Source organism: Streptomyces sp. NPDC005811 (genome assembly GCF_040630405.1).
Lineage (GTDB): Bacteria > Actinomycetota > Actinomycetes > Streptomycetales > Streptomycetaceae > Streptomyces.
On record NZ_JBEXXK010000004.1, the window covers coordinates 181,545 to 205,255 of the forward strand.

Sequence of the window (23,711 nt, forward strand, 5' to 3'; positions counted from 1 at the left end):
TGCTCAGTCGTCGAAGTGGGTCTTGGAACCCGCGGTGGAGGTGGTGGTCCCCAGTTCTCTGAGCAGGGCGTGGTCACGAGCGGCGACTCGGCCGTCGAGGAGTACGTTCAACTGCAGTCCGGGGTCATAGGCGTACGGAGTTGCGAACTCCAACTCCGCCGCAGGGCGTGCGTAGTTGAGCGCGAACGGTTGCATGTTCTCTCCCTCGTCGGTACTGCCTCGATCAAGCGGTGCCGCTGTGCGACGTCACTTGGGCCCGCTGCGTTAGGTGCGACCTTCAGTCACTTATACGAATCGAACGGGTGGTTGGTTTCCTTACTCTCCGTGATCATCGGCGAGTCGGGATCCCAACAGGGCGCGGAGCAGGGGAGATGCATCGAACGGGGGGTGAAAACGTCTTCAAATACGGTCAGTTGGGGTGCCTGCCGGGTCGGGAGAACGGCGCAGGGAGCGCAGGGCGAGCAGCAGGACACCGATGTCATCGAGGTAGACCGGATCGGGCAGCAGGTCGGTCGGTAGCACGAAGTACAGGACCGCGCCCCAGAAGATCCAGCGCGGCCCGGTGGGCAGCCCGGCGCGTCTGAGGTCCCGGCGGGTGCGGATCAGCCGCACCAGCACCGCGGCGGCGCCCGCGAGCAGGGTCGCGGCGAGTACCGCGGCGACGATCAGGAGCGTGGTGGTCGTGTCCACGGGCCCTCCCTCCGGGTCCGTCGCGGGGTGTGCTGCCCTTGTTTCGGTTTCCCCGTTTTCGGTTCCCGAATTCCCCTCGTGCGGCGGGATTACCTCACACGGCTAGCGGTCGGAGGCTTCCTTGGGGCCCTCTGGGCCCTCGGGGCCCTCGGTGTCGGCGGACGCCGGGCGCAGGCCCATGGTGGTCTCCTTGAGCCGCTCCAGGGTCCGGCCCCACTGCTGGAACGGCGAGCCGCCCTTCTTCACCGGGGCCGGACGCGGGGGCTCGACGCCCACCTCGGCCGCCGCCTCACGGTAGGCGGCCAGCGCCTCGTGGGCCTGCTCGGCCGCCTCCCGGTACAGGTCCCGGGACTCGGTCATCGCCTCCAGGGCCTCCTTGTACATGGCCACCAGCTCGCGTTCCCGGGCGAGTTCCTCCTCCAGGGTGAGCAGCTGCCACTTCTCGCGGAGCAGGGTGAGTGCGGCGTCGCCGCCCTCCGGCAGGGGCGCGGGCAGCGCGACGTAGCGGCGTACGGCGTCCAGCACCTCCGTGGGGTGCGAGCCGTCCAGGAAGACGCTGCGCACCGAGAGGGACCCGGCGTCGTAGCCGTCCGGCGCGGGGCTGCCGGGGAGCACCAGCGCACCGCCGCGCGGCACCTCGGCCCCGAAGTCCTTCAGCGCCCAGTTCACGGTGCGCAGCTGGTGCGGCGCCGCCCGGTGCTCCACCACCCGGTGGTGCAGGCCCGGGGGCAGCAGGGAGACCAGCGAACGGCGGCCCCGGTCGTCCGGGGTCATCGCCTCGTGGACGACGACGTCGACCGTCCAGGTGTCGCGCAGGGCGGCCCGCAGGACGCGGCGCAGATCCTTTTCGTCGGCGGGCAGCGGGTTGACGTCGAGGAACCGCTGCCCGGCCACGGTCTCCTGACCCCACGCGGTGTCCGTGTCCCATGGCCAGAACAGCTCGGCGGGCGACGGCCAGCGCAGGTCCCAGGGCCGCTCGGCCTCCGCGACCAGCGTCCACTCCTGCCCCCGGCCCGACCACTCCGACAGTTTCAGCCGGGCCCGCACGGTGATGTTGTCGGGTACCTGCCAGCGCGCCTCGAAGGCCGATTCGCCCTCGGCGGTCTCGCTGTCGGGCAGCTCCCGGAAGTCCTCGAGCCTCTCGGTGTCCTTGAGCGCCCGGAGGTGGGTGCGCAGGACCTCCGGTGCGGTGGGACCGGTGTGGCGGCCACGGCCGAGCCAGACCGTGGAGGGAGTGGTGGGCGGGGCGATCGCGGAGATGTGCATGATCCGTTCGTGAGCGGTCGACGAGGGCGATGAGCCAAGGCCAGTATCCCGCGCCGCGAGGTGTGCTTGATCACGCGGGGCCCGGGTCCGGCCTGCCTCGGGGTGCGCCTTCCCCACCGGGTGCGCCGTCACGCCTCACCCCCGCACATGCGTACGGGGTGTGCGCCGGGCGCACGGGGTGGCCGCCGTTCACCAGGGTCGCCGTCCGCACACCCGTGGGCACACCGTGCCACGGCCCCGAGAATCGATCTCGGCGGCCAGGACTCGCCCGTCATCCGCGTCGGGGCGAGCCCTGGCCGCCGTGTTCCCTCGTGCTCTCTCGTGCCCTCCCGTGTTTCCTCAGCCGCCGAGGTAGGCCAGTTCCGGGAAGTGCCGCTGATAGGCGTCCAGCAGGCGCCGGGCGACGGCGTAGGAGTCGATCAGCGGGTGGATGGTCAGGGCCCGCACCGCGTGGTCGCGCTCGCCGGCCGTCGCCGCGTGGATCACCGCCCGTTCGACGGCCTTGACCGAGCACACCAGCCCCGTGCCGTGATCGGGCAGCGCGGCCCCGGCGATGGGATGGGCGCCGTTGGCGTCGACATGGCAGGGGACCTCGATGACGGCGTCGTCGTCGAGGACGGGGATCCGCCCGCGGTTGCGCACGTTCAGGATGAGGGTCGCCCGCTCGTCCAGCGCGATGGCGCGCATCAGGGCCAGGGCGACCTGTTCGTAGCCGCCGGACTCCAGGTCGCAGGAGTCGCGCTCGCCCATGCCGACGGCCTCGCGGTTCTCGGCCATGTAGGTCGTCTCGCGCTCCAGCCGGGTCGCGTCCCAGGCGTTCCAGGCGGCGCGCGGCGCGGTATGCCCCGGGGAGGGGGCCAGGGCGTCGTAGAAGCGCTGCTGCTGGGAGTGGAGGAAGGCGCCCCGGGTCTGCTCGGCGGCCCGTGCCGAGCGCACCGACTCACGGCTGAAGTAGTAGTAGTGCAGATACTCGTTGGGCAGCGCGCCCAGGGTGCGCAGCAGGTCGGCGCCGAAGAGCTTGCCCTCCTCGAACGAGGTCAGCGCGCTCTCGTCGGCGAGCAGCGACGGCAGCAGATCGCGGCCCTCGGCGTACAGTCCGCGCAGCCAGCCCAGATGGTTGAGCCCGACGTAGTCGAGCCGGACGCGCGCCGGTTCCACGCCGAGTGCCCCGGCGACCCGGCGGCCGAGGCCCACCGGGGAGTCGCAGATCCCGATCACCCGGTCGCCGAGGTGCGCGGTCATCGCCTCGGTGACCAGCCCGGCGGGGTTGGTGAAGTTGATGACCCAGGCGTCGGGCGCCAGCGCGGCGACCCGGCGGGCGATGGCGACGGCCACGGGGACCGTGCGCAGCCCGAAGGAGATGCCGCCGGCGCCGACGGTCTCCTGGCCGAGGACGCCCTCCTCCAGGGCGATCCGCTCGTCCGCGGCCCGGCCGGCCAGCCCGCCGACGCGGATGGCGGAGAAGACGAAGTCGGCCCCGGTCACCGCCTCGTCGAGGTCGGTGGTGACGGTCACGGTGGGCGGGTCGGGGTGTCCGGCCGCCTGGTCGGCGAGGACCTTGCGGATGATCGCCAGCCGGGAGGCGTCCAGGTCGTACAGGGTCACGTCGGTGACGCGCCCCGCGCCGCGGTCGCCCAGCAGCGCCCGGTAGACCAGCGGGACGCGGAAGCCCCCGCCGCCCAGGATCGTGAGTCTCATACGCCGACCACCTTGTTCATCCGTGTTCATCCGTGAGTCGCTTTGCTCATACCTCGACCACCTCGACCCCGGCCTCGCGCAGCCGTGCGCAGGTCTTCTCGTCGCCCGGCGCGTTGGTCACCACGACGTCGAGATCCTCGGGCCCGCACACCCGGGCCATCCCGGTGCCGGGGAACTTGCCGGCGTCCGCCACCAGGACCACCTGGGCGCTGGCGGCGATCATCGCCCGTTTGACCGGCACCTCGACGGCGGTGGTGTCCAGCACCTGGCCGTCGGGGCGGACCCCGCTGGTCCCGAGGAACAGCCGGTCGGCGTGGACCTGCCGCAGGTTGTCCTCGGTGAGGAAGCCGACCAGGGAGCGGTAGTCGCGCCGCACCACCCCGCCGAGCAGGATCAGCTGGACGTCCTTGTCGTCCTGGAGCTCCTCGTACACGGCCAGATTGCTGGTGATGACGGTGAGGGCCCTGCCGTGCAGCTGCCGGGCCACCCGGTGGGCCGTGGTGCCGATGTCGAGCAGCACGGTCTCGCCGTCCTTGACGAGGTGTGCGCACCAGGCCGCCAGGGCGTCCTTGGCCCCGACCCGGACACCGGCGACGTCGGCGAACGGATCGTCCTCGCCCACCACGGGCGCGGCGCCGCCGTAGACCCGTTTGAGCAGGCCCTCGTCCTCCAGTTGTGCGAGGTCACGGCGGATCGTGGCCTGGCTCGCCCCGACCCTCTCGGCCAGGACGGACACCGAGGTAGGCCCGTCCGCACGCAGGGAACGAAGGATCAGCTGATGTCTTCGGTCAGGGAGCATGCGGCAGACCATACTCGTGAACTCGCCAAACTCAAGCAAAGTCGCGCAGGAATGTCTCGATATTCGCTTGACCCTTGTCAAACCCGCGCACCGGGTGCACTCTCTTGCGTAATTCGGAGCCAGGCCCGGACCCCACTCCGGTCGGCCGAAGCGGATGAACGGCGCATTCCGCCGTCCCGGACGCGTCGGCACCGTCTGAGAGGACCAGGTCGTACACCCCGGGTGGCTGAAGGGTTCCACCCACGCCGATGCTCTTCAGCCACCCGGCCTCCCCGTCGCGCCCCACCGCGGCCCCCGACCCACAGGTCCTGCCGGACATGCCGGACACGCCGAACCCGCCGAGATCTAGGAGAAGATCGTGGACCTTTCCCGCAGACGATTCCTTCAGGCCGCCGTACTGACGGCCGCCGCGGCCGGCGCCACCGCCGCGTGCGGCGGCGGCTCGGCGTCGAGCGGCAGCAAGGACAGCAAGAACCTGACCTTCTGGTACTGGGCCGGCGGACTGAGCGACAAGGTCGTGGCGGACGCCAAGACCCACTTCTCCGACATCACCCTGAAGACCTCGGTGGTCGGCGGCGACTTCAAGACCAAGCTGCTCACCGGCCTGCGTGCCGCGCAGACCGCCCCCGACATCACCGGCATCAAGGGCGAGGACATCGCCTCCTTCCTGCCCAACGCCGACCGCTTCGTCGACCTGAACACGGTCGGCGCGAAGAAGCTGACCCCGGACTACCTGGCGTGGAAGCTGAAGCAGGCCACCACCCAGGACGGCAAGCTCATCGGCTTCCCCATCGACATCGGCCCCTGCGCCACGTTCTACCGCGAGGACCTCTTCGCCAAGGCGGGCCTGCCCACCGACCCCGCCCAGGTGTCCGCCCAGCTGGCCACGTGGGACGACTACTTCAAGGCCGGCGTCGAACTGCACAAGGCCGAGCCCAAGACCTACCTCATCAACAACATCGGCTCGGTGTTCTCGATGATCGTCGGCCAGGGCACCCGGCGCTTCATCGACGAGGACAACACGTTCATCGGCGACCAGGACCACATCCGCACCGCCTGGACCACCGCCGTGAAGCCCTACACCCTCGGCATCGACGCCAAGATCAACGACAACACCTGGAACGCGGCCATCGGCAATGGCACCCTCGGCACCGAGATCGGTGCCGCCTGGCACGCCCTCGACATCAGCAACGCCGCCCCCGGCACCAAGGGCCAGTGGCGGGTGGCGAGCCTGCCCGGCGGCCCCTCCAACCTCGGCGGGTCCTTCCTCGCGATCCCCGCGACCAGCGGCAACCCCGAGGAGGCCTTCAAGATCATCAGTTGGATCCTCAGCCCCGAGAACCAGGCCCGCGGCTTCACCGACGCGGCCCTCTTCCCGACCGCCCCGGCCGCCTACAAGCTGCCCGCGCTCACCGGCGGGGACGCCTTCTTCGGCGGCCAGAAGACCATCGAGATCTTCGGCCCGGCCGCCCAGAAGATCCCCGCCGCCTACGAGGCCCCGGCCGACGCGGCGGTCTCCGCGCCCTACTACAGCGAGCTGACCAGCATCGAGGCCAAGGGCAAGGACCCGGACCAGGCCTGGAAGGACGCGGTCAGCCAGGCCAAGCAGATCGCCCAGCGGCAGGGAGTGAAGTGACATGTCGTCAAGCCCGGTAGCCGGTCCGGCACCCACCGGACCGACCTCCGGACCCGACACCGGCCCCCTCGGGCAGCCCGCTCCGGACCCCTCGCGCGGTCCGGGGCGGCGCGCCCCCCGGATCCGGCCGGTCTCGGCCGGGGCCCGGCCCGGGCCGCGCCGACGGGTCCTCAGGCACTGGCCCCAGTACCTCGCGATCTCGCCGTACTACCTGATCTTCTCGGTCTTCATGCTCTTCCCGGTGCTCTACACCGTGTATCTGGCGTTCCAGAAGTGGGACGGCATCGGGGAGATGCAGTTCGTCGGGTTCCAGCAGTTCCGCTTCCTCTGGGACGACCCGGTGTTCTGGATGTCCATCCGCAACACCCTGGTCATCTGGGTGCTGTCGACCGTGCCGATGCTCTTCATGGCCCTGGTCCTCGCGGTCCTGGTGAACTCCACCAAGCGGTTCACCGCGTTCTACCGGGTGTGTCTGTTCATCCCCAGCATCACCTCGCTGGTGGCCATCGCGATCTTCTTCGGCGCGGTCTTCAGCAACAACTTCGGCCTGATCAACGCCATCCTCAGGGCCATGCACCTGTCGGCCGTGCCCTGGATGAGCAACGAGTGGACGATCAAGCTGGTCATCGCGACGCTGATGACCTGGCAGTGGACCGGCTACAACGCGATCATCTATCTGGCCGGCCTCCAGGCCATCCCGTCCGAGCTCTACGAGGCGGCCCGGATGGACGGGGCGGGCCCGGTGCGGATCTTCTTCTCGATCACGATCCCGCTGCTGCGGCCCATCATCCTGTTCACCGTGGTGATCTCCACGGTCACCGGTCTGCAGAGCTTCACCGAACCGCAGGTGCTGTTCGGCAGCGACGCGTCCACCAACCCCAACTCCGGCGGACCGGGCCAGGCGGGTCTGACCACCCTCCTGTACTTCTACCACCAGGCCTTCGACAACAACGACTTCGGCTACGGCGCCGCGATCGTCTGGGCCTTCTTCCTGCTGATCCTGCTCATCGTCGCCGTCAACTGGTGGCTGGTGCAGCGTAAGGAGCGACGGTCATGAACGGCTTGAACCGCAAGCGCCTGCGCGGCCTCGGCGTCCACGCGATCCTCATGACCGGCGTCGTCATCTCGGTGTTCCCGTTCTACTGGATCGTCGTCATGGCGACGAACACCTCGCAGGACATCTACAGCTACCCGCCGAAGCTGTGGTTCGGCGACAACCTGCTCACCAACCTGCGGCATCTGTTCGCCAAGATGGACTTCTTCGGCTCGCTGGGCAACACCATGATCGTCGCGGTCTCCACGACCGTGCTGGTGCTGTTCTTCGACTCGCTGGCCGCCTTCGCCTTCGCCAAGTACGACTTCCCCGCGAAGAAGTTCCTCTTCGGCGTGCTGCTGTCGATGTACATCCTGCCGACCCAGCTGGCGATCATCCCGCAGTACGAGATCATGGTGCAGCTGGGCTGGCTGGGCACCCTGAAGGCGCTGGTCGTGCCCGCCGCGGCCAACGCCTTCGGCATCTTCTGGATGCGGCAGTACACCTCCACCAGCGTCCCCGACGAACTCCTCGACGCCGCCCGGATCGAGGGCGCCGGGTTCTTCCGCCAGTACTGGCACGTGGTGCTGCCGTGCGTCCGTCCGGCGCTGGCGTTCCTCGGCATCTACACCTTCATCGGGGCCTGGAACGACTACATCCTGCCGTTGGTGATGCTGGTCAACCCGGACAAGCTCACCCTCCAGGTGGCGCTCGCCCAGCTGTACGCCGGTCACTCCACCGACTACAGCATGGTGATGTCCGGGGTGCTGCTGTCGGTCATCCCGCTGGTGATGGTGTTCACCTTCTTCGCCCGCGGCTTCATCGCCGACGCCACGAAGGGAGCCCTGCGCTGAGGTCCGGAGTGCGCAGCGCGGACGAGGAGGCGGTGGGCCGGACGGCGGGGCAGTGGCTGCCGTCGGCGGGGGTCACCAGGGTGGTCAGATAGGTGTCGATGGCCTCGCGCGCGCAGGGGCTCGCCCAGTAGTCGCCGTGTCCGGCGCCGTCGTAGGTGAGGAACACCGCCTCGCGGCCGATCTGCCGGGCGACGCCGGCGCCCCAGGCGTGCGGGGTGGCGACGTCGTAGCGGCTGTTGGTGACCAGGATCGGCGGGGTGCCGTCGACGCGCAGCGTGTGCTGCGGGTCGGAGACCTCCGCCGGCCAGCCCTGGCAGCCGGTCAGATCCGTCCACGCGAGCGTGCTGAACCGGGTGACCGGCGCGATCCGGGCGAGCCGCCGCCGGTAGCCGTCGAGCGTGGCGTACGAGGGCACGGCGAGGTCGAAGTCCTGGCAGAGCACGGGGTAGTACGCGTACGGCGCCGGTTCGCCCTGGACCTGCGGGGACGAGCGCCTCTCAGCGGGGTCCGGGGTGTCCAGATCGGCCAGGAACCCGGCGAACCGGAACCAGTCGGCGGTGCTGTACAGGAAGTTGAGGGACAGGCGCTGGAGGTGCTCGTCGGTGAAGAGTTCATCGCCTCCCCAGCTCAGCTCACCGGCCGCGGCGCGCCGGTACAGCGAGTCGAACAGGGCGCGGACGTCACGGCCGTGGAGCGCACAGGACGCGGTACCGGCGCACCAGTCGGCGAACTGCCCGAACGTCTCCTCCATCGCGATCGCCCGGGTCTTCTGGAGGGTCCAGGCGTCCAGGCTGTGGTCGATGACGGAGTCGAGGGTCATCGCGCGGACCCGGTCCGGGAAGAGTTCGGCGTACCGCTCGCCGAGCGCGGTGCCGTAGGAGACGCCGTAGTAGCTGATCCGCTCCTCGCCGAGGGCCGCGCGGATCGCGTCCATGTCGCGGGCGACGCTCGTGGTGTCCATGTGGCCGACGAGAGGCCCGGTGCGGGCGCGGCAGTCCTCGCCGAGCGCGCCGTTCGTCCGGCGCAGGGCGGCGAAGGACGGGCCGCTGTCCGGGTACAGCAGCGCGTCCTGGGCGGCGATCAGCTCCTCGTCGCAGGTCACCGGGTCGCTGAGGCCGATGCCGCGCGGGTCGAAGCCCACGATGTCGAAGCGCTCCAGCAGCGCGGGCGAGAAGGACAGGGGCGCGGCGAAGGCGAACTCCCGGCCGGAGCCGCCCGGGCCGCCGGGGTTGACCAGCAGGGAGCCGATCCGGTGATCGGGGTCGGTGGCGCGATGACGGGCCAGGGCCAGATCGACGGTCGCGCCCCGGGGACGCTCCCGGTCGACGGGGACGGTGAGGGTGGCGCACTCGAAGGTGCCCACGCCGTACGGGGAGTCGCAGGGCTGCCAGGCCAGGGGCTCCCGCGCCGGTGCGGCGGCGGACGTGCCTGCCAGTAACTGGGCGAACAGCGCGGTGGCCAGCACTCCGACGGCGAGTCTGCCCCGCCGTCTCGGACGCGGGACCGAGGAGGAATCGAACGACACGAGTGATCCTTCATGAATCGGGGGTTCACAAATGGATCACAGCATCGCAAGGAACGCGATCAGCCGTCAGAACCGCTGGGGCAGGGCCGGCGGACGCGGGGGCGAAGCCCCGGAGCCGTCAGGGCAGACCCGGATCCGGGTCCGAGCCGCCCATGTCCAGGCGGAACGGGGGATAGGCGTCCGTCATCAGGGCGACGTACGCGACGACCCGCAGGACCCAGCGGTTGAGGCCGGTGACCAGGTCGAACAGGTCCCGCGGGTACTTCTCGGTGAAGAGCAGGATCACGGCGGCGATGATCGCCAGGACCGTCACCAGACCGCCGTTCCACCAGCCGTACCCCCAGCTGCCGACGAAGAAGCCCACGACGATGTAGTGCGGGATGGCCAGCAGCCACCACTTCACCAGGACCAGGCCCCGGGAGAGCCGCTCCGGGTAGACGATGTCCAGCCGGGCCGGGTAGTCGGGCTCCTCGCCCAGGCTGAACGGCGGGTAGCGGTCGGTGGCCAGCGCGTTGTACGCGTAGTAGGCGACCCGCCAGCTCCAGCGCAGCACACCCAGGTTGAAGTCGAACAGGGCGCGCGGGTAGCGCTCGGTGAAGAGGATCGCGAAGAAGGCGATCACCCAGACCACGGAGAAGGCGATCCACAGGAAGAACAGCACGATGATGTGCGGGATCACCAGGATCCATTTGACCAGCCACAGCCAGCGCGACAGGGGCGCGTCGAGCCGTGCGGTCACCCGGACCGGCGTGGGCAGGGGATACGTCATTGCTCCCGCCTCCTGAGGTCACATGTGCTCCTCCTTCCACTCTGCCCCCGATGGCCCCATGGCGCAGGGCGCGGCGCGGGGCCCCTCGGTCAGAGGCGGATGACGATCAGGGCGGTGTCGTCGGTGTTGCCGGTCGCGGGCAGGAGATCGGAGAGGAGGGCGTCGGCCAGCTCCTCGGGATCGTCCTTGCGGTGCCGGACCAGCGACTCGGCCAGCCGGTCGAGGCCGGTGTCGATGTCCTCCGTACGGCGTTCGATCAGCCCGTCGGTGTACAGCACGAGCGTGGCGCCCTCCGTGAAGGACGTACGGGCCTGCGGGCGCGCCAGATGCTCGGGACGCGCCGCGAGCGGCGGGTCGGTGGCCTCGTCGAGGAAGCGGACCGTGCCGTCGGGGTGCAGCAGCGCCGGAGGAGGGTGCCCCGCGCTGCTGTAGGTGACGGTCCGCTCGGCCCAGTCGACGAACGTCGTGACGACCGTGGTGGACTCGGCGCCCTCGACCGAGCGGGCGTACAGGCCGAGGGCCTCCAGGGCCTGGCCCGGACCGTCGGCCACCCGGCAGGCCGCGCTCAGCGCGCTGCGCAGCTGCCCCATCACACAGGCCGCCGCCAGACCGTGCCCGACGACGTCACCGACCGCGACCGCGAGATTCCCGTCCGGCAGATCGGCGAGGTCGTACCAGTCGCCGCACACGTTCAGCGCGCCGATGGCGGGCCGGTAGCGCACCGCCGCCGCGTGCTCCCCGGTCGGCCCCGGCGCGGGCAGCATCGCCGCCTGGAGGGCCAGGGCGACCTCGCGCTCATGGGCGTGCGCCCGGCGCAGCCGCTCGTTGACCTCCTGGAGCTCCCGCGCACGGGTGTACAGCTCGGCCTCCAGCACCCGGGCCCGGCTGTCGTCGCCCGGCCCGCCGAAGGCCCGGATCAGCTCGGTGACCTCCTCCACCCGGTGCACGATCAGCTCCACCTGCCCGTCGGGGCCGAGGACGGGCGCGTTGACCGGGCTCCAGAAGTGCTCCTGCCACTGGCCTGGCCGGTCGGGGTCCTCGATGTCGTAGCGCAGCAGCGCCATCGTGTCCCGCTCGCCGGTGGCCACCGTGCGCAGCATCGACGTCTCGGTCTCCTGCCGGCCGGCCGCCGCCGGATCGTTGGGGTTCTCGGGGAAGACGTCGAAGATGTAGCGGCCCACCAGCTGCTCACGGGTGCGCCCGGCCAGGCGTACGAAGTCGTCGTTGGCGTCGGCGTAGACGAGATCGGGGGTGAGCAGGGCCACCATGCCGGGCAGGGCCCGGAACACCGCCGTGTAGTCGATCTGCGGTTTCCTCATGTCCTGCCTGTCTCGTTCGCGCCGGGCTCGGTGTGCCGTTCCACGATAGGAGTGCGGACCGGGCCCAGTCAGCCCGACGACAAGTCCCGGGGCAGGGGCCCGTCCGCGGCGGCCGCGGGGGTGGGGACGAGGGACGCTCCGGTCACGGCGGCCTCGGCGGTTTCACCCATCCGAGTGACCGTTCGACGGCCCGCTTCCAGTTCTCGTACTCCGCCTCGCGCCGCGCCGGGTCCATGTCCGGGATCCACTGGGCCGCCCGGTGCCAGTTGCGCCGCAGCACCTCCAGATCGGGCCAGTAGCCGGCGGCGAGCCCCGCGGCGTAGGCCGCGCCGAGGGAGACCGTCTCGGCGACCATGGGGCGTACCACGGGCACGTCGAGGACGTCGGCGATGAACTGCATCAGCAGATTGTCGGCCGTCATGCCACCGTCCACCTTGAGCTGTTTCAGGGGCACCGATGAGTCGGCGTTCATGGCGTCCACGACCTCCCTGGTCTGCCAGCCGGTGGCCTCCAGCACCGCCCGGGCCAGATGACCCTTGGTGATGTACGAGGTCAGACCGACCATGACTCCCCGCGCGTCGCTGCGCCAGTGCGGCGCGAACAGTCCGGAGAAGGCGGGGACGATGTAGCAGCCGCCGTTGTCCTCGACCGTGCGGGCGAGCGTCTCGATCTCCGGCGCGCTGCTGATCAGCCCCAGCCGGTCGCGGAACCACTGCACCAGCGAGCCGGTGACCGCGATGGAGCCCTCCAGCGCGTACACCGGCGGCTGCTCCCCGATCTTGTAGGCGACCGTGGAGAGCAGCCCGTGCCGGGACCGCACGAGATCGCCGCCCGTGTTGAGCAGCAGAAAGCTGCCCGTCCCGTACGTGCACTTCGCCTCGCCCGGGGAGAAGCAGGTCTGGCCGAAGAGGGCGGCCTGCTGGTCGCCGAGGGCGGCCGTGATCCGCACACCGGGCAGCAGCGCACGGGCGGTGCCGTAGTGCTCGGCGGAGGACCGGATCTCGGGCAGCATGGCGCGCGGCACCCCGAAGAACTCCAGCAGCTCCTCGTCCCAGGCCAGGGTGCGGATGTTCATCAGCATGGTGCGGCTGGCGTTGGTGGCGTCGGTGATGTGCAGCCCGCCGTCCGGGCCGCCGGTCATGTTCCAGATCAGCCAGCTCTCGATCGTTCCGCACAGCACCTCGCCGTGCTCGGCGCGCCGCCGGAGCCCGTCGACCTGGTCGAACAGCCAGCTCAGCCGGAGCGCGGAGAAATAGGTCGACGGGGGGAGACCGCACCGCTCCAGGAAGAACTCGTCCCCGGGATCGTTCCTGAGGTCGGTGACGAGGTGCTCGGTGCGGGTGTCCTGCCAGACGATCGCCCGGCCCAGCGGGGCGCCCGTGGCGCGGTCCCAGACCACCGTGGTCTCGCGTTGGTTGGCGAGGCCGATCGCGGCGATGTCCTCGGCCCCGACCCCCGCGGCGGACAGCGTCTCGGGGACGATCCGCTGGAGGTTGCGCCAGATCTCGACGGCGTCGTGCTCGACCCAGCCGGGCCGGGGGAAGTGCTGCTGGTGCTCACGCTGGGCGACCGAGGAGAGCCGTCCGTGATGGTCGAAGAGGATGCATCGGGTGGAGTTGGTGCCCTGGTCGATGGACATCACATAGCGCTCGACCATGATCAGGTGTCCTTTCCGACTCTTCGACGCGGGCCGCGGTCACCAGCGGCTCGCGCCCAGATCCCTGGAGATCGCCCGGGCGGCCTCGCGCAGCAGGTTGATCAGGTTCGACCGGGGGTGACCCCGGCTGTCGCAGACCCGCTCGAGTTGGCCGGACAGCCCGATCGCGCCCACCACCAGGCCGCCGTGCCCGCGGATCGGCGCGGCGACCCCGGCCTCTCCCATGCTCATCTCCTGGACCTCGTCGGCCCAGCCCCGCTCCCGGATCTCGGTCAGCGCCCGGCTCAGCCGGCCCCGCTCGACCAGGGTGTGCCGGGTGTAGGCCTCCAGCCCCGATTCCAGGGCCGAGTCCAGCGGCGCGGTGCCGTAGGCGAGCAGGACCTTGCCGAGGGAGGAGGCGTGCAGCGGCAGCAGCGAGCCCACGTCCAGGGTCTGGAAGGTGTCGTCCGGCCGGAACACATGGTGGACGACCAGGACCCGGCCCTCCAGGGGGGTGCCCAGACGGACCGACTCCCCGCTGCGGGCGGCGAGGGCGTCGGCCCAGTTGATGGACCGCGAGCGGAGTTCGTTGACGTCGAGGTAGCTGGTGCCGAGGTGCAGCAGGGCCGCCCCGAGCTGGTACTTCCCGGTGGCGGGGTCCTGCTCCACGAAGTCGACGTGCTGGAGGGTGCGCAGGATGCCGTGGGCGGTGCCCTTCGCCAGCCCCAGCGAGGCCGCCACCTCGCCGAGCCCGAGACGACGTGGTCCGCCGGCGAGGAGACGCAGGATCGCCGCCGCCCGTTCGATCGACTGGACCGGGCCGGTCATGAGCCGAGCCTATTACCGTGGTGAGGGGTTCGCCCCCGCTGAGCGCGGACCGTCGATCACCTCCCGGGCCGAGGCGTTCGGCAATGCCGACCGCGATTCGTTGACCCTCCTCCCCTTTGGTCCCTAACGTGCACTGAGGTCCGGCACGAGTGCCGGTGCCCGGTATCGGCCGACAGCATTCACCGGAGGAGAGAAGATGGCGGTACAGCTCGGCATACTGCCCCGGGAGACAGTGGAGCACCACGTGTGCCCGCTGCCGCCCGTCCCCGGGGCCGTCGCAGCCGTACGCCGGCGCGTGGGGGAGGTCCTCGCCGACTGGAAGGTGTCCGAGGACATCGTCGACGACTCGCTCCTCGTGGTGTCGGAGCTGCTCACCAACGCGATCGTGCACGCCCTGCCCCCGGCGGAGCTGCGGCTCTCCTGGATCCGGGGCGAGGGGCCCGGCACGCTGCGGGTGGAGGTCACCGACGCGGGTCCCGCCCTGGTGCCCGGCCAGACCCGCGCGGACATCGACCCCGACGAGCACGGCCGCGGCGAGCAGATCGTGCACGCCCTGGCCGCGGCGCACGGCAAGCGGGTCCACCCCGGTGGGGTCACCCGGTGGGCGGATCTCGTCGCCGCGTGAACGGGGGTCCGTGATCGCGCATCGGCGCGCGTGATCACGGGCAGCATGTTCCAGCGGAAAATGCCAAAGCGGTCCCCCGTGGCCGGTACTTTCCGTAACCTCGGTCTCACCCGCACGCTCAGGGCCGCTTCAACGGCCCTTCCCCGCCCCGCACTTGAACCGCTCCTGCCGCCCACGCGCCGAGAGGACACGGTCATGGCCGTCGAGGCCGAGGTTCTGCACGAACTGCACCGGCTGCGCACGTGCGTGCCGCAGCTGCGAGGAGCGCTGGCGGCCAGCGCCGACGGGCTCGTCCTCGCCCGGGACATGCCCGACATCGAGGCGGAGGCGCTGGCGGCGCTCACGGCGGCGGCGCTGGGCGTCGGCCGCCGGATGGCCGACCTCGCGGCGCGCGGGGAGTTCCGCGAACTGCTCGTCCGGGGCGCCGGAGGATACGTCGCGACCTACGCGGCCGGCCCGTCCGCCGTGCTCACGCTGCTCGCGGACGACCGGGTCAACGTCGGCCGCCTCCATCTCGAAGGACGGCGCAGCGGGACCCGTATCGCCGAGCTGATGACGACGCCCACCACCCCCGACCACCCCCGCCTCCCCGACGAGCCGCCGCCCCCCGCCCTCCCGCCCCGCACCCTGGGCTCCCTGCCCCTGCGCATTCCCCCGCAGTCCCGCTACGGCTCCTGAGCGCGAGATCCGGCCGACCGACGGTCCCGCTACGGGTCCGGAGCGCGGGGGACGGTTGGTCGACGGTCCCGCGTACGGCTCCGGAGTGCGGGGGACGGTTGGTCGACGGTCCCGCGTACGGGTCCGGAGCGCGGAGACGGTCGGCCGATGGTCCTGCTACGGGTTCGGAGTGCGGGGGACGGCTGGTCGACGGTCCCGCGTACGGCTCCGGAGCGCGGAGACGGTCGGCCGATGGTCCTGCTACGGGTTCTGAGCGCGGGGGACGGTTGGTCGACGGTCCCGTGACGGGTCCGGAGCGCCGGGGACGGCCGACCGACAGCCCCGCTACGGGTCCGGAGCGCGGGGATGGTTGGTCGACGGTTCCGCTATGGCTCCTGAGTGGGGGGACGGTCGGCCGGTAGTCCCCCTAGGTGGCCGGCGGATCGGATCGGTCGGCGGCCGCGTGAGGGCGGTCGGTGTCCGGTCCCGCGCCCCGGGGTGTGCGGGGCGCGGAGGGGGTGGTCGCCGAGGTGGTTCAGCCGGTGGGGTCCTCCGCTCGGCCGCGGCGCCGGGTGGTGGTGCTGCGGCGGGTTCCCACCCGTTCGGGGCCGGGGCCGGGGCCGGGGCCCGCGGGGGCGCTGAAGCCGCCGGGGACCAGACGGGGCGGGGCCACCGTCGGGGACGCGGGCGCGGGTGAGGGCGGGCGGGCGTGACCCCCCCGCTCACCGTCCCTGGGCGGGGGCGGCGGCGGGACGGCGCGGCTGATCACCCGTGCGTGCGGCATCAACGGGGCGCAGGCGGAACACACTTCGGTGAGCGTCCACACCTGGGCGACCGCCGGGTCGTGCCGCAGCACGAGGACGACCGAGCCCGCGCAGTTGACCCGGGTGCCCTCGTGCAGCGCGCACCGCTCGCGCCGGCACCAGCAGGCGGCGTCGTGATGCACCGCGGCCGCTCTGGCGTGCGCGGCCGCGTGGGCCTCCGCGAAGCGGCGCAGCGCCGCGAGGTCCCGGGACCGCGGCGGCATCGCGCACGCCGACGAGCAGGTGACCGAGGCGGTGCGGTCCCGGTGCCCGACCACGCGGATCGTCCAGCAGCGGCCGGGACGGCGGGCCGAGGGGGCGTCAGGGTACGTAAGAGCCAAAGCACATGTCCTTCGTGGCGATCGTGGGGGGAGGGCGACGAGTCCGGAGTGGTTCCGGCACGGCGGCCCGCCGGAAGAAGTGACCTCGTTCACAGCATGCCCGTGCCGCGGCGGACCATTCGCGCTGTGCCCCCCTTGGCGGACACACCACTGTCCGCGTCTACCCCTAAGCTCCCCTCATGAACACCGGGGAACCCGACAGACGCGTCATCGATGGCCGATTCGAGCTGCTGCACCGGCTCGGAGGCGGAGGCATGGGGTGGGTGTGGCGCGCCCGCGACCTGGCACTGCACCGCGACGTGGCCGTGAAAGAGGTACGGCCGCCGGATCCGGCGCTGGCCGAATACGACCCCGAAGGCGCCCGCACCCTGCGCGAGCGCGTCCTGCGCGAAGCCCGCGCCCTGGCCCGCGTCCACCACCCCAATGTCGTCACCATCCACCACATCGTCGACGGCGGCGAGAACACGTATCCCTGGATCGTGATGGAGCTGGTCACGGGCGGCTCGCTCCAGGACCGGCTCCAGCAGGGCGCGTTGACCCCGGTGGAGGCCGCGCGTCTGGGGCGCGAGGTGCTGTCCGCGCTGCGCGCCGCGCACGCCGTCGGCATCGAGCACCGCGATGTGAAACCGGCCAACGTACTGCTGCGCCCCGACGGACGGCCCGTCCTCACCGACTTCGGCATCGCCGCCCTGCGCGAGGCCACCAGCCTCACCGCGACCGGCTCCGTCATAGGCTCGCCCGACTTCATGGCGCCGGAGCGCGTCAGCGGCAAGGACGGCGGCCCGTCCGCCGACCTCTGGTCGCTGGGCATGCTGCTCTACGTCGCCGTGGAGGGGCATCACCCGCTGCGCCGCGCCAGCACCCTCGCCACCCTGGCCGCCGTACTCGCCGAGGACGTGCCGCCACCCCGGCAGGCGGGCCCGCTCACCGGTCTCCTCACCGCGCTCCTCGTGCGCGACCCGCAGGCCCGCCCGGAGGCCGAGGAGGTCGACCGGCTGCTCGCCGCGGTGACGGGGGAGAGCCCGGCGGACGCCGCACCCGGTGCCTTCGGCGCTCCCGCCCAGGCGCCGCCCGCCGGGTTCGGCCCGGCGCCCACCGGTTACGGGCCCTCGCCCTACGGCGGCCAGGCCCCCGCGTACACCGGCGCGCCGACCTCCTACCCGATCGCCCCGCCCGGCGGAGCCCCCACCCCTGCCCCCTTCCCCGCCCCGGCGCCCGCGCCCGGTGCGGCGACGGTCCCGGCCTCCGGCGTTCCCCGCCGACCGCGCCGCAGCCGTGCGAACGCCGTCGCCTCCGCCGTCACCGGCACCGTCATCGCCGGTGTCCTGGTGTGGAACGTCGGCCCGTTGCTGCTGGACGGCGACGACGGGTCCTCCGGGTCCGGGTCCTCCGGGTCCTCCGGGTCGTCCGCCTCCGCCGGTGCGTCGGCGAGCGCCCGCTCGGGCTCCTCGACCACGGGTTCCTCGTCCGGTTCCTCGTCCGGCGGCCAGTCCGGGGAGAAGCTCGACCTGCTCACGGCGGACGGGGTCCGCACCGTCGTGAAGAAGCTGAAGGCCGCCATGGGCGGCTCGAAGGTCACCGACCTGACGATCTACCCGGAGTACGCCATCGCCGAGGCCCCGGTCGCCGGCAACGCCAAGCTCTACGACCGCTACGAGTACCGGGGCGGCGACGTGGCCGTCAAGAACGGTCCCGGCGGCACCGTGATCAGCGGCGAGACCCCGGTCGACCTGGACAGCTTCAACTGGGACGCGGTGCCGGGGCTGCTCAAGAAGGCCGGGAAGAGCCTCAACATCGACAACCCCACCATGCGCTACCTGGTGATCAACCCGGCGTCCACGATCTTCAACGACCCGGCGACGATGAACGTCTACCTCGTGGACGACTACGGCGGCGCCTATCTGGAGGCCGACCAGAAGGGCAATGTGATCGAGGCCCACCCGCGCGACGACGGCTGACCCGGGCGCGCGGGCCGCCGCCTCAGTGCGGGAAGGCCCGGGGCTGCCGCAGGACGGGGAGTTCCTCGCGGAACTCCTCTATGCGGGTGCTGATCTGCCGCATCAGGACCGTGTCCGCGAGGCGGTCGAGGTACAGGTTGCGGCGGGCGAGGCCGACGGCGTCCACGCAGAAGTACACGGACATCAGCGGATTGACGAAGAGTTCGCTGCCCCGGGTGCGCTCGGTGAAGCGCACATCGCCGAACTCGCCGCGTACGGCGGCGGCGACGGAGCCGTTGACGATGCTCGGATGCCCCGGCGTCGACGCCTGGGCGTGCGCCACCGCGTCCAGGTACAAGGCCCCCTCACGGCTGTCCCGGGGCAGCGAGAACGCGCCGAGGTAGGCGCCGTCGCGGTCGAGCGCGGCCAGGTTCTCCAGGACGAGCGCGTGGTTGACGCCGTGATAGGCGTCCACGCCGAAGCCCAGACAGGCCACCAGCCGGTGCTCGACCCCGTCCAGGGCGTGCACGGCGGCCAGGCTGGCCATGTCCTCCTCGGGCGTGCCCAGTCCGTGCTCGTCGCCGCGCATCAGGATGTCCGTGCCGCCGTCCACGAGGACGACCGCGTCGACCCCGCCCAGGTGGTCCACGAGCGTCCGGTACGCGTCCCGCAGCGGGGCGACGCCGGTGCGGGGGAAGGCGTACACGGTGGACGGCAGCCCCTGTCCTTCGAGCCAGCGGGCCAGGGCGTGTTCGGGGAAGTAGTCGCCGCGGGCCGTGGTGTCCGGGCGCACCGCCGCCACGTCCGGCTCCAGCCAGACCTCGTCGGGCAGGCCGTACAGCTCGGTGAAGGACAGATTGGCCAGATGGACGTCCTTGCCGGCCGACCGCAGCGCGAGCGCCAGCGGAAGGCCCGCGTACACGTCGAAACCGCCGCCCGCACCGGCGACGAGCACCCGCCGCGCATCACGCAGACGGGTGAACAGGGGAGGCTCGTGGAGGGAGAACACCCCGGGAAGTTAGCAGGCGGCGATCATGCGGCCCACCGGAATCCCGGGGTTCCCGTTGCGGCCGTGCCTACGCGCCGCTCTCCCGCAGCATGTCCTCGCGCTCGACGAGCTTCACGCGCTCACGTCCCTGCGGCTCGCCCAGCGCCTTCTCGGCGGCGTCCAGCTTGTACCAGCCCTCCCAGGTGGTGAAGCGGATCTCGCGCTCGGCGAGGAACGCGTCCACCGCCTCCGGCTCCGGCGCGGACGGCGCGTGCAGCCGGCCGCCCGCGTGGTCGGCCAGCAGGTTCGACACCGTCTCGTTGGCGTCGCCCTTGGTGTGGCCGATCAGGCCGACCGGGCCGCGCCGGATCCAGCCGGTGACGTACACCGACCGAAGGTGCGCGCCGCTCTCCTCGATGACCCGGCCGCCCTCGTCCGGGACCGTGCCCGAGTCGATGTCCCAGGGCAGCTTGGGCAGCTTCTCGGAGAGGTAGCCGACCGCGCGGTAGACCGCGGTGACGTCCCACTCCTTGAACTCGCCGGTGCCCTTGACGTTCCCGGTGCCGTCGAGAGCGGTGCGCTCGGTGCGCAGGCCGACGACCTTGCCGTCCTCGCCGAGGATCTCCGAGGGCGACTCGAAGAAGTGCAGGAACAGCTTGTGCGGGCGGTCGCCGGTGTCGCGGATCGCCCAGTTCTCCAGCGTCTTGGCGACCATGTCGGCCTGCTTGTTGCCGCGCCGGGTGGCGATCGAGCCCTCGTCGTAGTCGATGTCCTCGGGGTCGACGATGACCTCGATGTTCGGGGAGTGGTCCAGCTCCCGCAGCTCCATCGGGGAGAACTTCGCCTGCGCCGGGCCGCGGCGGCCGAAGACGTGGATCTCCAGCGCCTTGTTGGCCTTCAGGCCGTCGTGGACGTTCGGCGGGATCTCGGTCGGCAGCAGCTCCTCGGCCGTCTTCGCGAGGACGCGGGCGACGTCGAGGGCGACGTTGCCGACGCCCAGCACGGCGACCTTCTCCGCCTCCAGCGGCCAGGTGCGCGGCACGTCGGGGTGGCCGTCGTACCAGGAGACGAAGTCGGCGGCGCCGTAGGACCCGTCGAGCTCGATGCCCGGTATGGACATCTCGCGGTCGGCCGTCGCGCCGGTCGAGAAGATCACCGCGTCGTAGAAGGCGCGCAGGTCGTCGAGGGAGATGTCGGTCGGGTAGTCGACGTTGCCGAACAGACGGATCTGCGGCTTGTCGAGGACCTGGTGCAGGGCGGTGATGATGCCCTTGATCCGGGGGTGGTCCGGGGCCACGCCGTAACGGATCAGTCCGAACGGGGCCGGCATCCGCTCGAAGAGGTCGATGGAGACACCGGGGTCGGCGGCCACATCGGACTTGAGCAGCGCGTCGGCGGCGTAGATCCCGGCGGGGCCGGCTCCGACGATGGCTACCCGCAGGGGGCGGGGCATGATCAGGTTCCCTTCGAGCGGCGACAGATCAACTCGGAGGAAGCCTAAACTGAGGCATACCTAAGTCGGTACGCGGGTCCGGTCTATGGACTCATAAACGTCATTTATGAGCCAGGGGCGGGGCGTCGCGCACGCGCAACCCCGTTCACGGCAGCGGCTGTTCCGCCCAGATGACCTTGCCCGTGGGGGTGTACCGGGTGCCCCAGCGGTCGGTGAGCTGCGCCACCAGGAACAGTCCGCGGCCGCCCTCGTCCGTCATCGCCGCGTACCGCAGATGCGGCGAGGTGCTGCTGGCGTCGGACACCTCGCAGATCAGCGTGCGGTCGCGCATCAGCCGGACCCGTACCGGCGCGATGCCGTAGCGGATCGCGTTGGTGACCAGCTCGCTCAGGATCAGCTCCGTCGTGAACGACAGCTCCTCCAGGTCCCACCGGGCCAGCTGCCGCACGACCGCCGACCGCACCTCGCCCACCGCCGCCGGATCCACCCGTACGTCCCACTCGGCGACCCGGTCGGCGCCGAGCGCCCGGGTGCGCGCCACGATCAGCGCGATGTCGTCGTTCGGACGGGCCGGGAGCAGCGCGTCCAGGACACCGCGGCAGGCCTCCTCCGGCGTACCGTCGGCGGTGCGCTCCAGCGCCGTGCGCAGCAGCTCCAGACCGGTGTCGATGTCCCGCTGCCGGTCCTCCACCAGCCCGTCCGTGTACAGCACCAGCCGGCTGCCCTCGGCCAGCTCCAGCTCGGCCGTCTCGAACGGCAGCCCGCCCAGGCCCAGCGGCAGCCCGGCCGGCACCTCGGGGTACTCCACCCGGCCGTCGGGGTGGACCAGCGCCGGCGGCGGATGCCCGGCCCGCGCCACGATGCACCGCCGGGACACCGGGTCGTAGATCGCGTACAGACAGGTCGCCCCGGACACCGGGCCATGGGGGCCGTCCGACGCCTCGTCCTGGTCGATCCGGGTCACCAGTTCGTCCAGCAGCCCGAGCAGCTCCTCCGGCGGCAGGTCCAGCGCGGAGAAGTTGTGCACGGCCGTACGCAGCCGCCCCATCGTGGCCGCCGCGTGCAGCCCGTGCCCCACCACGTCACCGACCACCAGCGCCACCCGCGCCCCGGACAGCGGCAGGACGTCGAACCAGTCGCCGCCCACCCCGGCCTGCGCCGGCAGATAGCGGTAGGCGATGTCCAGCGCGTTCTGCTCGGGCAGGGTGCGGGGCAGCAGACTGCGCTGGAGGGTGACCGCCATGCCGTGCTCACGGGTGAAGCGGCGCGCGTTGTCGATGGAGACCGCCGCCCGCGCCACCAGCTCCTCCGCCAGCGCCACCTCCTCCGGGTCGAACGGCTCGGGCCGCTCCGACCGCAGGAAGCTCACCACGCCCAGCACCAGCGCGCCCGCCCGCACCGGCACGGTGATCAGCGAGTGGATGCCGAACTCCACGATCTGCCCGGTCCGTTCCAGGTCCTGCGCCCGCCAGCCCGGCGACTCCGCGAGACGCGCCTCCAGCACGGCCCGTTCCGTCTCCAGCGCGCGGGCCTGCGGCGCCGAGTCGACGAACCGGATCCGCTCGCCCACCGCGTACAGCGGCGAGCCCTTGCGGACCCCGCTCATCGCCGTGCGCCGCAGCGCGCCCCGCGCCTCCGGCTCCTCACCGGCCAGCACCGCGTCGAACAGGTCGACGGTGACGAAGTCCGCGAACCGGGGCACCGCCAGCTCGGTCAGCTCCTCCGCCGTCCTGGTGACGTCCAGGCTCGTGCCGATGCCCACCCCGGCCGCGTACAGCAGGTCCAGGCGCTCCCGGGCCGCCTCCGCCCGCCCGGACAGGGCCCGCAGCTCCGTGGAGTCACGCAGCGTGGCCACGCTGCCCTCCGGGCCGCCCGCCAGATCGGTGGGCCGCTGGTTGATCGCCAGCAGCCGGTCGCCGACCAGATGCACCTCGTCCGTGACCATCCGCCCCGACGCCAGCAGCTCGGCGGTACCGGGGTCCAGGCCCAGGTCCAGGACCTGACGGCGCTCGGCGTCCGGCGGCAGGTCGAGCAGCCGGTGCGCCTCGTCGTTGGCGAGCAGCAGCTCGCCGTCCCCGCCGACGATGATCACCCCTTCGCGCACGGCGTGCAGCACCGCGTCGTGGTGCTCGTACATCCGGGTCATCTCGCGCGGTCCGAGCCCATGGGTCTGCCGCAGCAGCCGGCGGCTGACCAGCGCGGTGCTCGCGGTCGCCAGGGCGAGCGCGACGGCGGCGCTGCCGAGGACGAGCGGCAGCTGACGGTCGGCGTTGCCGCCGACGTGCTGGGTGGTGATGCCCGACGACACCAGACCCACGACCGTCCCGTCGGGAGCCTTCACCGGGACGACGGCCTGCACCAGCCGGCCGATGGTGCCGTTGACCTCCTCGACGATGGTGCCGCCCTCCAGCGCGGGCTGGATGTTCCCCACGAACTTCTTGCCGATGCGGTCCGGTTTGGGATGGGTGTAGCGGATGCCGTCGGTGTTCATCACGACGACGAAGTCCATGTCGGCGGCCTTGCGGGCGGCCTCGGCCGACGGCTGGAGCACCGCCGTCGGGTCCGGGCTGCGCAACGCCTCGACGATGCCCGGGGAGTTGGCGAAGGTCTGCGCGACGGCGAGGGAGCGGTTGCGGGCCTCCTGGGTGGTGTCGTGGCGCACCTGGAGCAGCAGCGCGACGACGGCCGCCACGACCAGCAGCAGCACGATCGCCACCTGCAGGACGAACACCTGCGCCGCGAGACTGCGCCCGCCCATCGCGGACTCCGGCGCACGCCGAACTCCCGGGCCCCGGGGACGGCGGGCCGGCCGGGCACTCGGGCGCCCCAGGACACGTGCCATGTGCCATTCCTA

20 protein-coding genes are annotated in these 23,711 nt (G+C 71.7%); 6 read left to right on the forward strand and 14 right to left on the reverse strand.

Going from position 1 to position 23,711, the window contains the following annotated elements; translation table 11 throughout:
* Nucleotides 1-3: 3 nt before the first annotated feature.
* The 5 genes from tgmA to ABZ490_RS06000 all read right to left on the reverse strand — a co-directional run bounded on the left by tgmA (nt 4) and on the right by ABZ490_RS06000 (nt 4,453).
* Nucleotides 4-195 (reverse strand): putative ATP-grasp-modified RiPP, encoded by a 192-nt coding sequence (tgmA, locus tag ABZ490_RS05980; protein ID WP_055632657.1) that lies wholly within the window; start codon nt 193-195, stop codon nt 4-6.
* Between the two features lie 204 nt (nt 196-399).
* Nucleotides 400-690 (reverse strand): YkvA family protein, encoded by a 291-nt coding sequence (locus ABZ490_RS05985; RefSeq protein ID WP_358984791.1) that lies wholly within the window; start codon nt 688-690, stop codon nt 400-402.
* A 102-nt stretch (nt 691-792) separates the two neighbouring features.
* Entirely contained in the window at nt 793-1,956 is a 1,164-nt protein-coding gene (locus ABZ490_RS05990) for a hypothetical protein (RefSeq protein WP_358984794.1), read from the reverse strand.
* A 339-nt stretch (nt 1,957-2,295) separates the two neighbouring features.
* Nucleotides 2,296-3,654 (reverse strand): 6-phospho-beta-glucosidase, encoded by a 1,359-nt coding sequence (locus ABZ490_RS05995; protein WP_358984798.1) that lies wholly within the window; start codon nt 3,652-3,654, stop codon nt 2,296-2,298.
* Nucleotides 3,655-3,700: 46 nt separating this feature from the next.
* The gene (locus tag ABZ490_RS06000) at nt 3,701-4,453 is read right to left on the reverse strand and encodes a DeoR/GlpR family DNA-binding transcription regulator (RefSeq protein ID WP_358984801.1); all 753 of its coding nucleotides are present in this window, start codon (nt 4,451-4,453) and stop codon (nt 3,701-3,703) included.
* Nucleotides 4,454-4,811: 358 nt separating this feature from the next.
* Between ABZ490_RS06000 and ABZ490_RS06005 the strand changes: the two genes are divergently transcribed.
* From ABZ490_RS06005 to ABZ490_RS06015, 3 genes are read left to right on the forward strand one after another with little or no spacing between them, the layout of a single operon-like run.
* Complete coding sequence (locus ABZ490_RS06005; protein ID WP_358984805.1) at nt 4,812-6,089, forward strand: extracellular solute-binding protein; 1,278 nt, start codon at nt 4,812-4,814, stop codon at nt 6,087-6,089.
* Nucleotide 6,090: 1 nt separating this feature from the next.
* Nucleotides 6,091-7,146: an ABC transporter permease subunit gene (locus ABZ490_RS06010; RefSeq protein WP_358984808.1), complete on the forward strand. Its 1,056-nt coding sequence runs from the start codon at nt 6,091-6,093 to the stop codon at nt 7,144-7,146.
* Nucleotides 7,143-7,976 carry a carbohydrate ABC transporter permease gene (locus tag ABZ490_RS06015; RefSeq protein ID WP_358984811.1) on the forward strand — a complete coding sequence of 278 codons (834 nt, stop codon included), beginning with the start codon at nt 7,143-7,145 and terminating at the stop codon, nt 7,974-7,976. Before ABZ490_RS06010 ends, ABZ490_RS06015 begins: the two co-directional genes overlap by 4 nt.
* Here ABZ490_RS06015 and ABZ490_RS06020 read toward each other — a convergent pair.
* From ABZ490_RS06020 to ABZ490_RS06040, 5 genes are all read right to left on the reverse strand, one after another.
* Nucleotides 7,942-9,501: an alpha/beta hydrolase gene (locus tag ABZ490_RS06020; protein ID WP_358984814.1), complete on the reverse strand. Its 1,560-nt coding sequence runs from the start codon at nt 9,499-9,501 to the stop codon at nt 7,942-7,944. The two genes, ABZ490_RS06015 and ABZ490_RS06020, sit on opposite strands and share 35 nt — an antisense overlap.
* 118 nt (nt 9,502-9,619) lie before the next feature.
* Nucleotides 9,620-10,270: a DUF4389 domain-containing protein gene (locus ABZ490_RS06025; protein WP_358984817.1), complete on the reverse strand. Its 651-nt coding sequence runs from the start codon at nt 10,268-10,270 to the stop codon at nt 9,620-9,622.
* An 89-nt stretch (nt 10,271-10,359) separates the two neighbouring features.
* A complete protein-coding gene (locus ABZ490_RS06030; RefSeq protein ID WP_358984820.1) occupies nt 10,360-11,589 on the reverse strand; it encodes a SpoIIE family protein phosphatase in 1,230 nt (409 codons plus the stop codon).
* Between the two features lie 142 nt (nt 11,590-11,731).
* Nucleotides 11,732-13,246 (reverse strand): glycerol kinase GlpK, encoded by a 1,515-nt coding sequence (glpK, locus tag ABZ490_RS06035; RefSeq protein ID WP_358984823.1) that lies wholly within the window; start codon nt 13,244-13,246, stop codon nt 11,732-11,734.
* A 39-nt stretch (nt 13,247-13,285) separates the two neighbouring features.
* Complete coding sequence (locus tag ABZ490_RS06040) at nt 13,286-14,053, reverse strand: IclR family transcriptional regulator (RefSeq protein WP_358984826.1); 768 nt, start codon at nt 14,051-14,053, stop codon at nt 13,286-13,288.
* Nucleotides 14,054-14,249: 196 nt separating this feature from the next.
* On the opposite strand from ABZ490_RS06040, the gene ABZ490_RS06045 reads away from it, so the two are divergent.
* A complete protein-coding gene (locus ABZ490_RS06045) occupies nt 14,250-14,678 on the forward strand; it encodes an ATP-binding protein (protein ID WP_358984829.1) in 429 nt (142 codons plus the stop codon).
* A gap of 195 nt (nt 14,679-14,873) precedes the next feature.
* A complete protein-coding gene (locus ABZ490_RS06050; protein ID WP_358984832.1) occupies nt 14,874-15,356 on the forward strand; it encodes a roadblock/LC7 domain-containing protein in 483 nt (160 codons plus the stop codon).
* Nucleotides 15,357-15,870: 514 nt separating this feature from the next.
* Here the strand turns inward: ABZ490_RS06050 and ABZ490_RS06055 are convergent.
* A complete protein-coding gene (locus ABZ490_RS06055) occupies nt 15,871-16,479 on the reverse strand; it encodes a hypothetical protein (RefSeq protein WP_358984835.1) in 609 nt (202 codons plus the stop codon).
* 179 nt (nt 16,480-16,658) lie between these two features.
* Between ABZ490_RS06055 and ABZ490_RS06060 the strand changes: the two genes are divergently transcribed.
* On the forward strand, nt 16,659-18,437 hold the full coding sequence (locus ABZ490_RS06060; RefSeq protein WP_358984838.1) for a serine/threonine-protein kinase: 1,779 nt from the start codon (nt 16,659-16,661) through the stop codon (nt 18,435-18,437).
* Nucleotides 18,438-18,459: 22 nt separating this feature from the next.
* On the opposite strand, the gene ABZ490_RS06065 is transcribed toward ABZ490_RS06060, so the two are convergent.
* The 3 genes from ABZ490_RS06065 to ABZ490_RS06075 all read right to left on the reverse strand — a co-directional run bounded on the left by ABZ490_RS06065 (nt 18,460) and on the right by ABZ490_RS06075 (nt 23,615).
* Nucleotides 18,460-19,425, reverse strand: coding sequence for a DUF1152 domain-containing protein (locus tag ABZ490_RS06065; RefSeq protein WP_358984840.1), 966 nt, complete (start codon nt 19,423-19,425; stop codon nt 18,460-18,462).
* A 67-nt stretch (nt 19,426-19,492) separates the two neighbouring features.
* Nucleotides 19,493-20,857 carry an FAD-dependent oxidoreductase gene (locus ABZ490_RS06070; protein WP_358984843.1) on the reverse strand — a complete coding sequence of 455 codons (1,365 nt, stop codon included), beginning with the start codon at nt 20,855-20,857 and terminating at the stop codon, nt 19,493-19,495.
* Nucleotides 20,858-21,002: 145 nt separating this feature from the next.
* On the reverse strand, nt 21,003-23,615 hold the full coding sequence (locus ABZ490_RS06075) for a SpoIIE family protein phosphatase (RefSeq protein WP_358984846.1): 2,613 nt from the start codon (nt 23,613-23,615) through the stop codon (nt 21,003-21,005).
* Between the last annotated feature and the right edge of the window lie 96 nt (nt 23,616-23,711).